This window comes from Pelotomaculum sp. FP, assembly GCF_004369245.1.
GTDB lineage: Bacteria > Bacillota > Desulfotomaculia > Desulfotomaculales > Pelotomaculaceae > Pelotomaculum_C > Pelotomaculum_C schinkii.
Window position 1 is genome coordinate 41,870 of sequence record NZ_QFGB01000005.1, and the last position, 13,943, is coordinate 55,812.

The 13,943-nt window shown below is 51.4% G+C and carries 13 protein-coding genes; all 13 read left to right on the forward strand.

All coding sequences use genetic code 11. The features are described from left to right. The first annotated feature begins 131 nt into the window (after positions 1-131). Complete coding sequence (gene pth / locus Psfp_RS03440; protein WP_134217153.1) at positions 132-689, forward strand: aminoacyl-tRNA hydrolase; 558 nt, start codon at positions 132-134, stop codon at positions 687-689. A 61-nt stretch (positions 690-750) separates the two neighbouring features. Further along, positions 751-1,119: a hypothetical protein gene (locus tag Psfp_RS03445; protein WP_134217154.1), complete on the forward strand. Its 369-nt coding sequence runs from the start codon at positions 751-753 to the stop codon at positions 1,117-1,119. Positions 1,120-1,224: 105 nt separating this feature from the next. After that, entirely contained in the window at positions 1,225-1,458 is a 234-nt protein-coding gene (locus Psfp_RS03450; protein WP_134217155.1) for an anti-sigma-F factor Fin, read from the forward strand. Positions 1,459-1,587: 129 nt separating this feature from the next. Next, positions 1,588-5,145 carry a transcription-repair coupling factor gene (gene mfd, locus Psfp_RS03455; RefSeq protein ID WP_134217156.1) on the forward strand — a complete coding sequence of 1,186 codons (3,558 nt, stop codon included), beginning with the start codon at positions 1,588-1,590 and terminating at the stop codon, positions 5,143-5,145. Between the two features lie 41 nt (positions 5,146-5,186). Next, positions 5,187-6,176 (forward strand): peptidylprolyl isomerase, encoded by a 990-nt coding sequence (locus Psfp_RS03460; protein WP_134217157.1) that lies wholly within the window; start codon positions 5,187-5,189, stop codon positions 6,174-6,176. Between the two features lie 128 nt (positions 6,177-6,304). Further along, a complete protein-coding gene (gene spoVT, locus Psfp_RS03465) occupies positions 6,305-6,865 on the forward strand; it encodes a stage V sporulation protein T (RefSeq protein WP_134217158.1) in 561 nt (186 codons plus the stop codon). Between the two features lie 542 nt (positions 6,866-7,407). Next, a complete protein-coding gene (gene mazG, locus Psfp_RS03470) occupies positions 7,408-9,096 on the forward strand; it encodes a nucleoside triphosphate pyrophosphohydrolase (RefSeq protein WP_134217159.1) in 1,689 nt (562 codons plus the stop codon). Positions 9,097-9,179: 83 nt separating this feature from the next. Beyond that, positions 9,180-9,455, forward strand: coding sequence for an HU family DNA-binding protein (locus Psfp_RS03475; RefSeq protein ID WP_134217160.1), 276 nt, complete (start codon positions 9,180-9,182; stop codon positions 9,453-9,455). Positions 9,456-9,497: 42 nt separating this feature from the next. Beyond that, positions 9,498-9,749, forward strand: coding sequence for an RNA-binding S4 domain-containing protein (locus Psfp_RS03480; RefSeq protein ID WP_134217161.1), 252 nt, complete (start codon positions 9,498-9,500; stop codon positions 9,747-9,749). Between the two features lie 51 nt (positions 9,750-9,800). Further along, positions 9,801-10,751 (forward strand): SpoIID/LytB domain-containing protein, encoded by a 951-nt coding sequence (locus Psfp_RS03485; protein WP_134217162.1) that lies wholly within the window; start codon positions 9,801-9,803, stop codon positions 10,749-10,751. A 384-nt stretch (positions 10,752-11,135) separates the two neighbouring features. Continuing rightward, positions 11,136-12,749, forward strand: coding sequence for a histidine kinase N-terminal 7TM domain-containing protein (locus Psfp_RS03490; RefSeq protein ID WP_134217163.1), 1,614 nt, complete (start codon positions 11,136-11,138; stop codon positions 12,747-12,749). A 125-nt stretch (positions 12,750-12,874) separates the two neighbouring features. Next, entirely contained in the window at positions 12,875-13,147 is a 273-nt protein-coding gene (gene yabP / locus Psfp_RS03495) for a sporulation protein YabP (protein ID WP_134217164.1), read from the forward strand. Positions 13,148-13,205: 58 nt separating this feature from the next. Then, the gene (gene yabQ, locus Psfp_RS03500; RefSeq protein WP_243120459.1) at positions 13,206-13,757 is read left to right on the forward strand and encodes a spore cortex biosynthesis protein YabQ; all 552 of its coding nucleotides are present in this window, start codon (positions 13,206-13,208) and stop codon (positions 13,755-13,757) included. Positions 13,758-13,943: the final 186 nt, after the last annotated feature.

Consider the following 13,943-nt stretch of genomic DNA (forward strand, 5'->3'; position numbering starts at 1 on the left):
TTTCTTCTACGCCCTACGCCTGACCATTAAGGAATGCAGCATAAGCTTACGCCTTACGCCCATTTTAGCCTTTCACTCCTAAGCAGGCCCTGGTAAAATAGGGGAGAGTTTTAGAGGCGGAGGTGCCCTTTATGAAAGTGGTTGTGGGACTTGGTAACCCGGGCAGACAGTATGCCGCTACCAGGCATAATATAGGCTTTATGGTCATCGACCGGCTGGCGCGGGAACTGAATGTGGCTGTGACTAAAAAGATGTTTAATTGCCTGGTCGGCCAGGGGCTGATTGACAGGGAAAAAATTGTGCTGGCCATGCCCCAGACGTATATGAATTTAAGCGGGCAGGCGGTAGGCCCCTTGTTAAACTGGCACAAACTTGATCCGTCTGCCCTGGTGGTTGTCTACGACGACCTGGACCTGCCTGCCGGCGCCTTGCGTATCCGTCCCTCAGGAGGTTCCGGCGGGCACAAGGGAATGCAATCGATCATAGCGGTCCTGGGTACTGAAAATTTTATCAGGGTTAGAGTTGGGATCGGCAGGCCGGAAGCCGTTGACATGGAGACGGTGGACTATGTCCTCAGCCGCCTTGAGCCCAGGGAGATGGAGGATGCGCTGAAGGCCGCTGCCGGGTCGGTCGTTTGCATAGTGCGCGATGGACTGGAAAAAGCTATGAACCTTTACAACAGAAGGTGATTGTTACATACGCCTCAAGCAGTTTTTACCCTCCCTGCCACTGTCCCTGATCCTGGGGGTAATGGCTGCAGCCCTGGCTTGGGAGGTTAATAAACATTTTGGTAGATGGGCCGGCAAAAGGTGGGAATACCTGGCCCCACTGGTGGAGGAGATCTCCAAAACTGCCGCCGCTGTTTTATTCGGCGGGGACATCCTGTTAACCCACCTGTCCTTTGGAGCAGTGGAAGGCTTTTGGGAATACTTCAACCGCCGCAATGGTTATTACGCCGGGCTGGCGGCTCTGGCCAGCCACTCCATTTTTGGTTTTATAACCTTATCTGTTTACCGTTTTTACGGTACCCTGCCACCCGCTTTGGGCGCGGCGTTTTTGACCCATATGGCCTGGAACTGCCTGGTTGTGAAATTATCGGCAAAGCGACACAACAAGTAAATGTAAAAGGAAGCAGGGGGACGGTTCTTTTGCTTCCAAAAAAGGAAGCAAAAGAACCGTCCCCCTGCTTCCTTTTACTAAATCATGGAATGAGGGCAGGCCTTTTTGAAACTCGTATATGTTTGTGAATGTTGTGATATTGTCGTGCATAGTTTAGAAGTGGAGGCCCTTTCGCCGGGAGAAATGCAGTCTGCCTTGACGGGTACAGAGTCGCAGAATATAATTAGTATGTCTGGCAGCGGGGACCAGGTGATCTTGACCACCCTTTGTGAGGAGTGCCTGGAAGACATGTACGGAGGTCCTGACAGCGCTTATTTTGGCGGGCCGGTGCTCAATTAAAGGTCCACAATAGGCATGACGCGTTGCAAACAGAGGATGAAATTACAGCGATGTAAAACCATGATACGTGAGCTTTGGCCTTTAAGCTGCTAAAGCTCTTTTTGTGATGGGTAAATGGAGGATATATTCATGCGCGGGATTTTGAAGCCGCTTCAATCCTCGGCTGAGTTCGGCAGCCTGGCCGCAGGACTGGAGAAAAAAATGAAGCAACAGCAGGTATTTGGCCTGACCGGGTCACAGCGCAGCTATCTTTTGGCCGGATTGGTTGAAAGCGCCCCCCAGTCGTTCCTGGTGGTGACGGTAGGTGAGCGGGAAGCTCTGGCTTTAGGCGATGAACTGGTGGAATTCCTGCCCGGCGTCACTGTGCAGCAGTTCCCGGTAATGCAGTTGCTGCCCTATCAGGTACTGGCCCAGAGCATGGAGGTGGCGGCTCAGCGCCTGCAGGTGTTGGAAACGCTGTCACAGGGCGATCAGACCATTGTCATTGCTCCTGTTGAAGCTTTATTGCGGCGCTTGCCCCCCCCTGACGACTTCAAAAAAGCGGTGCTGCGGCTGACTATCGGCGATCGGGTAAATTTGGAAGACATCCTGTATAGTTTGTCGGCCATGGGCTACGAGCGGGTTGATCTGGTTGAGGGAAGAGGGCAGTTTGCCAGGCGGGGGGGGATTCTGGATATTTTCCCCATGACCGCCCACCGGCCGGCCCGCCTTGAATTCTTTGACGACGAGGTGGACTCCATCCGCCGCTTTAACATTACAACCCAGCGCTCAGAGGAGAAGGCCAACGAATTGGTGATCTACCCGGCCAGGGAGCTGATTGTCAGGGGCGATACCCGGGAAAAAGCCCGGTTGGCCGTCGATAAGGAATACCTGACGCAGCGCCGCAAGCTGGGGAAAACAGGAGAACAGGGAGCATTGCAGCAGCTGCAGGAAAAATTCGAGGAGATCCTGGAGGGTTTTGATGGCTACTTCAGCGGTATCGAGCAATTTCTCCCTTATTTTTACCCCGAGACAGTTACCCTCCTTGACTACCTGCCTGGCCAGGTTCCAATTTTTGTAGATGACCCGTCGCGCGTAAAGGAAGTTGCGGAAGCAGTGCTGCGGGAACGCGCCGAAACCTACGCGGACCTTTTGGCCAAGGGAAAGCTCCTGCCATCCCAGTTCCTGACTTACGCCGGTTGGGAACATCTCCAGGCGGGCTTTGCTTCCCATATTACTATTTATTCATCTCTACTGCCCCGCCAGCCCGGGTTTATCGAGCCCGAACAAATCATTAACTTTCCCGGCAAATCCGTACCGTCTTTCATGGGGAACCTGGGGCTGTTGGCGGGAGAAATACGCCAGTGGCATGCATCAGGTTATGCCGTGGTGGTCCTTGTGTCAAGCCAGCTGCGGGCCCAGCAGCTGCTCTTAGCTCTACGGGACTACAATATTGACGCCTTTTATGCCAATTCTCTGGAAGGTCACGTCAGGGCCGGCAACGTGGTGATTTCCAACGGCAGCCCGGCAGCGGGTTTCGAGCTTCCCGGCTGCCGCCTGGTGGTGCTCACTGAGTCGGAAGTTTACGGCCAGCGCAAAAAACCCAGGCGGGAGTGGAGGCGGTCGGACCGGCTGGCTCCCTTTGTGGATATTAAAACCGGTGATTATGTGGTGCATGTCAATCACGGGATTGGCCGCTATCTCGGGGTGACGCCCTTGACTATCCAGGGGGTTCAGAAGGAGTACCTCCTGGTCAAATTCGCCGGGGAGGATAAGCTCTATGTCCCGGTGGACCAGGTGGGGTTAATCCAAAAGTACCTGGGCAGTGAAGGCGAGGCTCCCCGGCTGTCCCGCCTGGGTGGCGGCGAGTGGGCCAGGGCCAAGGGCAAGGTAAAGGAAGCGGTCCGGGAGATGGCCCATGAGCTGCTTGCCCTTTATGCGGCCAGAGAGACCGTCAAGGGCCATGCCTTCGGGAAGGATACGGTATGGCAAAGGGAGTTTGAGGATGCGTTCCCCTTTGAGGAAACCCCTGATCAGTTGCGTGCCGCGGAGGAGATTAAGTCCGATATGGAGCGTAGCAGGCCGATGGACCGGCTGCTGTGCGGGGACGTGGGCTATGGCAAAACCGAGGTAGCCTTAAGGGCTGTTTTCAAGGCGGTCATGGAAGGGAAGCAGGTCGCCGTGCTGGCTCCGACTACCATCCTGGCCCAGCAGCATTACAACACCTTCCGGGAGAGGTTGGCGGGCTATCCCGTAGGTGTCGATGTTTTAAGCCGTTTCCGCACAACCCGCGAGCAGCGCCAGGTGCTCCAGGAACTTGAGCGGGGTACTGTTGACATCATCATCGGCACCCACCGCCTGCTGCAGGAAGACGTCCGTTTCAAGGACCTGGGCCTCTTGGTGGTGGACGAGGAGCAGCGCTTTGGGGTCGCTCATAAGGAAAGGCTGAAAATAATCAGTAAAAACGTGGATGTGGTTACCCTTTCCGCCACTCCCATCCCCCGCACCCTGCATATGTCCCTGGTGGGGATGCGGGACACCAGCATCCTGGAGACGCCGCCGGAAAATCGCTACCCGGTCCAGACCTATGTATTGGAAGAGGATCCGGTCCTGATCCGGGAGGCTATTCACCGTGAGATGGGACGCGGGGGGCAGGTTTTCTTTGTCTACAACCGTATTTTTGATATGGAGAGGGTGGCCTTATGGCTGCAGGGCCTGGTGCCGGAAGCAAGGATAGCAATTGCCCACGGCCAAATCAAAGAGGACGAGTTAGAACGGGTGATGCTGGATTTTTTGAACCACGAGTACGACGTCTTGGTCTGCACCACTATTATTGAAAACGGCCTGGATATCCCCAATGTAAATACTCTTATTGTCAAGGAGTCCGGCATGATGGGCCTGGCCCAGTTATACCAATTGCGGGGTCGGGTCGGCCGTTCCAACCGCGTGGCCTACGCTTACTTTACCTATCGCAAGGACAGGGTGCTTGGTGAGGCTGCCGAAAAACGACTGGCCGCCATCCGTGAGTTCACCGAGCTGGGTTCCGGCTTCAAGATCGCCATGCGAGACCTGGAAATTCGCGGCGCCGGCAATATCCTGGGGGCGGAGCAGCACGGGCACATTGCGGCAGTCGGCTTTGACCTGTACAGCCGGCTCCTGGAAGAAGCGGTGCGGGAAGCCAGGGGTGAGGAGGCGCCCAGGATGGTGGAAGCTTCTATTGAACTGCCGGTAGAGGCCTATATTCCTGACACCTATATACCGGATTCCAACCAGAAGGTGGCGATTTACAAACGGATAGCGGCCTTTAGCTCGCTTTCAGAAATTCCGGATCTGGAAGATGAACTGGTGGATCGCTTCGGGGATTTACCGGGGCCGGTGGGTAACCTTTTGGCTGTGGCCAAAATCAGGGTACTGGCGGGGTGGCTAAAAATTAAGTCAATCAGCCTTTTGCCCGGACAGTTTCGCCTCTTGTTCGCCGCAGGCCATCCCCTGGCGGGGGAGGACCTGGTAGCAGCCGGCCGGCAATACCAGAACCGGATAAAATACGCAGGCGCCGGAGACGAATTCGAAATCAAGCTGCGCCTGGCCGGAAACGGCCAATATGAGGGCAGTTTTCTTCTGGAACAACTGGAAGCTTTTTTAAGCCTGCTGGTTGGCGAACGGAATTGCCATAAAACGCCAGACGGTTGTCAGAGAAAGCAAGGTTAGTATATAATGTACCTATGTTGTTTTGAAGGGGGGTATGATAAATGATGAAAATATTGAGGTTTTTTGTCCTGTCGCTGGCGCTGCTGGCGGTAGTCATTGTTGCGGGCTGCAACGGCAATGTTGTGGCAACCGTAAATGGTGAGAAGATTACCAGCCAGGAACTGGACAAGCGGGTTGCCGAAGCAAAGGCCGGCTACGAACAGCAGGGCACGGACTTCAGCGGGGACCAGGGCGCAAGCTTGCTGGAGACGCTCCGCAAGAGCACCCTGCAACAGATGATCAACAACAAACTGATGCTCCAGGAAGCAAAGAAAGCGGGTACCCTGTCCGCTGATCGGGTTCAGGAGATAATAGGCGCGTATAAACAGCTGTTTTCGTCCCAGGAAGAGTATCAGCAGTTACTGGACGAGGTCAAAATGAGTGAGGAAGACATCGCTTATATTTTGAACCTGCAGGACGAGCTTACGAAGGACCTGCCCCCCGTAACCGATGACGAGGTTAAAAAGTATTACGAAGAAAACAAGGAGCAGATGGCCCAACCCGAGCAGTTGCAGGTCCGCCATATTTTATTCTTCGTGGATGAAGGTGACAAGGGCTACCCGTTTAAGCATACCGACGCTGAAGCAAAGCAGCTGGCGCAGGATGTCATCGGCCAGCTTCAGCAAGGGAAGGACTTCTCCCAACTGGCCGGCGAAAAATCTGAGGACAGCGGGACCAAGGTTGACGGCGGCCTTTACACTTTCAGCAAAGGCCTGGCGGTTCCGGAATTTGAAGAAGCCGCGTTTGCCTTAAAAGACGGCGAGTACACCAAGTCGCCGGTAAAAACCGACTATGGCTACCATGTTATTCTCAGAGAGAAACTAATTCCGGCGCAAACACCGTCTTTTGAAGAGGTCAAGAGCGAACTTGCCGAACAGATGAATGAGGAAGCCAAGCAGACCAAGTTCAGCCAGTTTATGGAGGAAGCTAAAAATAATGCTGATATAACTAATAAACTGTTAGACCAGGCAGAAGATAACTCAAAACAATAAAAGCCTGACGAAAGCTGAAAAGTTTTTATGGTTGATTGGAAAAAAATGAATAATCAAACCCCTCCCGTTATATACTATTTTATAAAGTTAAACCTTGAAATGAGCCGATAAGGAGGGAAGGGGAATTAATGAAAGCAACAGGTATAGTTCGCCGTATAGACGACCTGGGTAGAGTTGTTATCCCCAAGGAAATAAGGAGAACACTGAGAATCCGTGAAGGCGATCCCCTGGAGATTTTTGTTGATAGGGAAGGTGAAGTAATACTAAAGAAGTATTCACCAATCGGCGAACTGGGCGATTTTGCCAAGGAGTATGCGGATTCTTTGTATGAGGCCTTGGGTCACATTGCTTGTATCGCTGACCGGGACACTATTGTCGCCGTATCCGGCGCGCCAAAAAAAGAATTTATAAATAAACCGATTGGGCCGGCTATTGAGAAAGTAATGGAAGACCGCAAGGCTGTGGTCATTAACAACCCGGGTGAAGATCCCTCCTGTAAGGATTGTATGATCATAGAAGATGGTGAATGTAAATATTCTTCCGAAGTTATCGCTCCAATTATTGCCGAAGGAGATCCCATCGGGGCTGTGATTTTGGCCTCCAGGGAATCGGAAACCAAAATGGGTGAGATGGAGCTGAAACTGGCCGAGACCGCAGCCGGTTTTCTTGCCAAACAGATGGAACAGTAACCAAGTGGCCTCTAAACGGCCACTTTATTTTTTTTAATTGACAATATATAAAAATACCAGTACGCTATATGGATGCAAATGTGTTCGTAAGAGATAAGAATAATGTAAAATGGTTTTCGAAAAGCCTCTGGGGTAGTGGTCACGGGGTTATCCTCCGCTCGCTTCGCAATTCTACGCTTGATTAAAGCGGAAATTATGCTCACCGCGCGTTACAGACAGCCACCCGGTAGCTACGCGCTATTCAAGCTTTTCTGCATGCAACGCACGCGCTAAGGAACGCATCCAGGTGCTCCGCTCGCTCCGGATAACCCCAGACCCGCAAGTCAAGCCTTTTCGAGCATACTTTTTTGAGCCAGGTGGAACAGGGAACGGCTCTCATTGCTAGTTGTATTCGATTGCCAGACGACTCTGGAGGAATGCAGTATATACTCACGTCCCACGTCTCACGTCCCACGACCCACGTCCAATTCTTAGGCCCTACGCCTTACGACTATTACTAACCTGCGGCTTGGGCCTACAAAATATTAAAAGGGGGTTATTGCATGCCCAGCCATGCAAGGATAACTATCGCCGGACTTGGGGCCGGGGCTTCTTCCGGCCTTACTATGGGTGTTTGGGAAGCCTTGAGGGGCTCCGCTTGCATCTATCTCCGCACGGGAAAGCACCCGGTTGTAGAATGGCTCCGCAACCAGGGGATTAACTTCCAAACCTTTGACGGTTTTTACGATGAAGCCTCTTCGTTTGGCGAGGTCTATGAGCGTATTGCCGGGCAGGTGATAGAAGAAGCCCGTCGCGCTCATGTGTTGTACGCTGTACCGGGGCACCCCCTGGTGGCTGAAGAATCGGTGCGCCTGATTATTGAGAAGGCGGAAGAGGAGGGGCTGGAGGTAGCGGTACTGCCTGCAGTCAGCTTCCTTGACGCGATTTACACCTCCCTGCGGTTGGACCCGGGCCGGGGACTTCAGGTTGTAGACGGTTTGCGGCTCGAGGACAGGCCTCCCTTGCCGGCCAGGCCCGCGGTAATCACCCAGGTTTACAGCCGCCTCGTGGCATCGGATGTAAAGCTTTATCTCATGGAAATTTATCCGCCCGAACACCCGGTGACGGTGGTTAGGGCCGCAGGTATAACAGGTGAAGAAAGGATCGAGACACACCCGCTTTTTGAAATTGACAGGCTGGACTGGGTGGACCATCTTACCAGCGTTTACATACCCGAATTGAGACGTGGGGATTGGGACGTGGGACGTGAGAAGTCAGATGAACTACGTGGCATAACCACAGGGAGTTCATACGGCAAAGATATATCCTACGAAACACCTGGACAAGCAGGCGGCGGGCAGGAGGAGACAGACGGAGAAATTGAGGTTGTCGAGGTAATTGAGGATGATGAGCAAGCCGGTTGGGACGGGGACGAGCTTCGGGAGCCAACGTATGAAGACGAAACTGAGAGCCGCTTTCCTCTTGACCCGTTGGTGAATATCATGGCCCGCCTGCGCGGTGAAGGCGGGTGCCCGTGGGACCGGGAGCAGGACCACCAAAGCCTTAAGCCCTATCTTATCGAGGAAGCGTATGAAGTTTTAGAGGCGCTGGACGAGGAAGATATGTATAAAATATGTGAAGAATTGGGAGACTTATTACTACAAATCGTTTTTCACGCGCAGATTGCCAAGGAAAACCGGCAGTTTGACATCAACGATGTTATTGCCGGAATCAATGAAAAATTGATCCGCAGGCACCCGCATGTTTTTGGCTCTGTTAACGCCAGGGACAGTCGCGAGGTATTGGTTAACTGGGAGAAGATCAAGGCCAAGGAAAGGGAGGGGGGCGCCCCTAAGAGCCTTTTGGTTTCTATCCCGTCAGCCCTGCCGGCGCTTATGAGGGCAAACAAGCTGCAGAAAGCGGCAGCCCGCGTCGGGTTCGACTGGCCGGATTATCAGGGGGCTTATGACAAGACACAGGAGGAACTGAGCGAGCTGAAATCGGCTATCATAGCCGGGGACCGGCTGGAGATTGAGGAGGAGGTTGGCGATCTCATCTTTTCTACCGTTAACCTGGCGAGACTACTGGGGATAGAACCTGAGGGGGCGCTTTCCAAAACTTCGGCAAAATTTATTAGACGCTTCGAATATGTCGAAAATATGGCCCGGACAAAAGGTAAAGATCTCTCCCATTTTACTCTCGCCGAAATGGATGAATGGTGGGAGGAGGCAAAAAAAGCAGAAAAAATATAGGAAACATTTTCTTGATGGAAGGAACTGAAAGAATTTTCGCGAATAGTACTGGGACTAATATCTATTATTTTAGGAGGGATGATATGAATAAGGCAGAATTGATCTCAAATGTTGCCGAAAGAACGGAACTGACCAAGAAAGACGCTGAAAAGGCGGTCACTGCAGTTCTGGACACCATTGGTGAGGCTTTGTCCAAGAGTGACAAGGTCCAATTGGTAGGTTTCGGAACCTTTGAAATCAGGGAAAGAGCTGCCCGTAAAGGCAGAAATCCTCAGACCGGCGAAGAAATTAATATTGATGCCGCCAGGGTTCCTGTTTTTAAGGCAGGTAAAGCACTCAGGGATGCAGTGGGCAAATAAGTCCACTTCTTTTTCAATATTTTGAGAATGGTGGAGTGGTATTTGCGGCTTGATAAATTCCTTAAAGTCTCAAGGGTGATCAAGCGGCGCACCCTGGCCAATGAAATGTGCGACCAGGGTCATGTTTCAGTTAACGGCAGGGTGGCTAAAGCGGGATTAGAAATTAAGCCGGGTGATATCCTGGAGGTTCGTTTTGGTCACCGGATGCTTAAGCTGGAGGTTGTTGATGTGCGCGATAATGTTCCGGCCAAACTTGCGGCCGAACTGTATAAAGTGCTAGAGGAAACTACATAAATAAAACCTCTCCTGCTCACAATAAAAGAAAACGCGGGAGGGGTTGTTTTTATGTTCCGGCACATTATGATCAGAACGGTAGTGCTCCTGCTGGTGGGTTGCTTACTGGCGGCAGGTTGTACCAGGAAGCAGGCTCCTGCGCCCAAGCCGGCGCAGCCCCTGGAAGACGAGCCGACTATTTCACTATTTATCAATAAAACAGGAGAGAAGAAGAACTTAAAGATGGAAGAATATATCCAGGGTGTGGTGGCTGCGGAGATGGACACCAAGTCGCCGGTGAACGCGCTGGCAGCCCAGGCTATCCTGGCCAGGACCTTTACCCTGGAGAATATAAACTCAGGCCGGGTTAAACAGCTGCGCGGCACCGACGCCTCCACCAGTGTCGAGGAGTTTCAGGCCTACGACCCGTCTAAGATTAACGACAATGTCAAGAAGGCGGTGGAGCAGACCAGGGGCGAGGTAATTACAGTCAACAATAATCCCGTCCATGCCTGGTTTTCGGCCTGTTGCGGCGGGATTTCGGCCAGCGCCGAAGAAGGGCTGGCCTACACCAAAGACCCTACCCCCTATATCAAGGCCGGGGCGCAGGACGGCTGCCTTGCCATAACCGAACCCAGGAACAAAGCGTGGGAAGCCAGGATCCCGGTTGAACAGGTAAGAGCTGCTGTGCAGAGGACTACCGGAAAGGATCCCGGGGCTATAACCTCGGTTTCTGTTGAAAAGAAAGGGCCGTCTGGCCGCGCCGAGCAGATTAAGGTAGGCGCTGTCAGTGTCGGAGGGCCGGAATTGAGGTTGGCCCTGGGCAGTGAAAAAGTGCGTTCCATGTTGCTCACAGACCTGCGGGTCGAAGGCGGCCAGCTGGTCCTCAAGGGAAAAGGCTTTGGCCACGGCGTGGGCATGTGCCAGTGGGGCGCCAGGTTAATGGCCGAGCAGGGAAAGTCACCCGAGGATATCGTCAAGTTCTATTATCAAAACGTGGACATACAAAAGAAGTGGAAGTAGCAGTATAAATCGCAGGACGTGAGCTGATGTTAAATTGGCAATGCGGGCGACTGCAGAAACTACCAATGAAAAATGCGCATAAGCGCTTAAGGGGTTATCGCTTACGTTGCGATAGCCTCTTGTTATTCTAACGCCTATAGAGAATATAATTCTATTAAAAAAGATACCTTCCTGAAAATACATTACAGCCTCTGCTACATTGGTCGAATGTGCGAATTCATTCGCACAAAAGTTGCATCAGCTACAACAAGTTCGGCGCTGACGCGCCGTGTGCGATTGAAATGGCGCCTGCATCGGCTGGTATTTTCATGATACGTGGCGCCGCGATAGCGGCGTGTGAAACTACCCGGTAAAGTTGTTCAGAAAGTGGTAGAATCTAAATAAATGATGACGAGCTCCAACAGGGCTTTTCTGCTGTTGGTCAAAAAGGATGTAATAGTGATGCTGCATGGATATTTAGCGTATATTGTCGCCTTATTAATTGCAAGTGTCATTTCCCTGTTAATGGCATTATTTCTCTTTATTCGACGTACAAAGACAGGCGCAGTAGTTTTGGCCTATCTAATGCTGTCTACGAGCGTTTACTCTTTGGGATATGCCTTTGAACTTGCCTGTTCAACCCTGTCGGGTATGCTTTTTTGGTCAAAATTCCAGTATCTGGGCATCTCGATCATACCAGCTCTATGGATCATTATGGTAATTCAGATGACCGGGAGAGACAGGTGGCTGACTCGTCCTGTACTGATTGCTATATTTATAATTCCATTTACGACTTTTATTTTGCACTTAACGGATAGTTACCATCATTTGTATTATAGTTCGGTAAGTATCAATACAAACAGCCCCTTTCCTCTGCTTGCTTTTACCAAAGGGCCCTGGTATTGGGTCCATGTGGCTTTCACCAACCTGTCCATCCTTTGCGGCAATATCATGCTTTTGGACATGTGGCGGCGATCCGCGCCCTCATATAGCAGGCAGGCGGCTATCATCCTGACTGCTTCGCTGGCTCCGTGGGCGGGCTTAATTATCTACCAAACCGGAAGAAGTCCCTGGGACTTGGATTTAACCCCTTTTACATTCACATGTACAGGTTTAATAACTGCCTGGGGTTTGTTCCAATACCGGTTATTTGATCTTATTCCGGTTGCGCGTGACAAGGTGTTCGACAGTATGCGTGACGGTGTACTGGTTTTGGATACCAGCGACAGAATCGTAGATTTTAACCCAACCGCCCAACTAATTGTAAAAAAACTATCGAAAAAGGATATTGGCCGGCCTGCGAAAGAAGTTTTGGCGGACTATCCTGAGCTGTTGAAGCAACTTTCCGTAAATAATAATGAGCAAAATAACCTTCAAACATCTCAAGGGGGAGTGTCTTATTACTATAATTCCCGCGTTACACCTGTAATGAATGACAAAAACAAATTAATCGGTAAGACAATTGTACTGAATGATATAACCCAACAGGTGTTGCTGCATGAAAAACTTAGTAAACTGGCTACCCTGGATGCGCTTACAAATATCTTTAACCGCAGGCATTTTCTGGATTTAAGCAATGATGAGCTCTGTCACGCGAAACAGTCCGGAACATCAATATCTTTGATCCTGATGGACCTTGATCATTTCAAGCAAATCAACGATACCTACGGGCATAAAGCGGGTGATATTGTAATTACAACGGTTACCGCGGTTTGCAGTAATAACCTTCGGGTTACAGACCTCTTTGGCCGTTACGGAGGAGAGGAATTTGTGGCTTTTTTGCCGGAGACATCATCTGAAGAAGCATTTCAGATAGCCGAACGCCTCCGTCAAAATATAGCCGTTACCAGGATAGAGCTGGATGACGGCTCAATAACCGTAACCGCCAGCTTTGGTGTCGCCAGCGCGGATAAAGCCGGCGATATAGAGCTGGATGAACTGTTGAAGAATGCGGATGAGGCTTTATATGAGGCTAAAGAAGCAGGCAGAAACTGTGTACGGCGGCGGTTTTTGAATTAGCAATAAAGACGGTTCTCATTGACCATCATCTCTTTTTTTAGCATTAATAATAGCCCCGGAGCATAGGATGAGTTAGGCAGTAATTTAGAGGGGTCTTTGAAAGGGTACCTGTGGGGGGTGATCGTGTGGAGGAACACGTCACGCACAGCCTGGTGGTCAGCGGGCGAAAGCAGTTGGTCCTGCAGGGGGTGCTGCGTGTCGACAGCTTTGATGAGGCCGAGATTAACCTGGAAACCAATCTGGGCGTCCTGAGCCTCAAAGGCGAGGGGCTGCATATTACCCAACTCAGCCTGGAAACAGGCAGCCTGACTGCGGAAGGGTACTTCACCTCTTTTCAGTACATGGAAAGCAAGAGCAAAGGCAAGGGCAAGGGATTATTAAGCAAGATTTTAAAATAAGGACAATTATAAAAGCGCTTAAGGCGCTTTTTTAGCAGGGGCGGTGTTCTTATTGGATATGCTTATCAACCAGGCGGGAGCTTTCACCTCTACCATCGTCATAGGCATGTCCGCAGGTTTATTATATGACTATTATCGCGCGGTCCGGGCGGCTTACAAGCTAAGGAAAATCGGGACTTTTATTGGTGACGTGGTCTACTGGCTGGTTACCACGGCCATGGTTTTTGGCATGCTGCTGTGGGGGACCTGGGGGGAATTGCGCCTTTATGTCTTCATCGGCATCGGCCTGGGCGCGCTTTTATACTTTCACCTGTTCAGCCGCGCCGCCTACCGCGTGTTCCGGTTGAAGTTTTACATCATTCACCGGACCTGGGCTTTATTGCTGTGGACGGTGCACTGGCTGTGGATGGTTGTTACTTACCCGGTGCGATTGCTGCTGTTTAGCCTTTCTTACCCGTACAGGCTATTGGGAAGTATTGTGAACAAAACGGGCGGGGGATTTAAAACTGCCTGGTACCGGCTGGTTGGCAGGAGAGTTGAGCGGGGCCTGGGCGGGTTGAGAAGGCGGCTCTCCCGCCTGGTATTTTGGAGGGGAAAAAAGGATGATTAAGGAAGCCCCGCCAGGGGTTTTTTTGTTGGTTATTAAGAAAATCGGGACACTGGTCCTACGAAAAACAGTAATAACCGCTCATTTCTTAATGCAAATAAATACACCAGAATAAAATCAGGTGCCCGATTAATGGGAGGTCCGGCAAAAGAATTTAGATATGGTGACACAAAGACTTCAATATTTCAC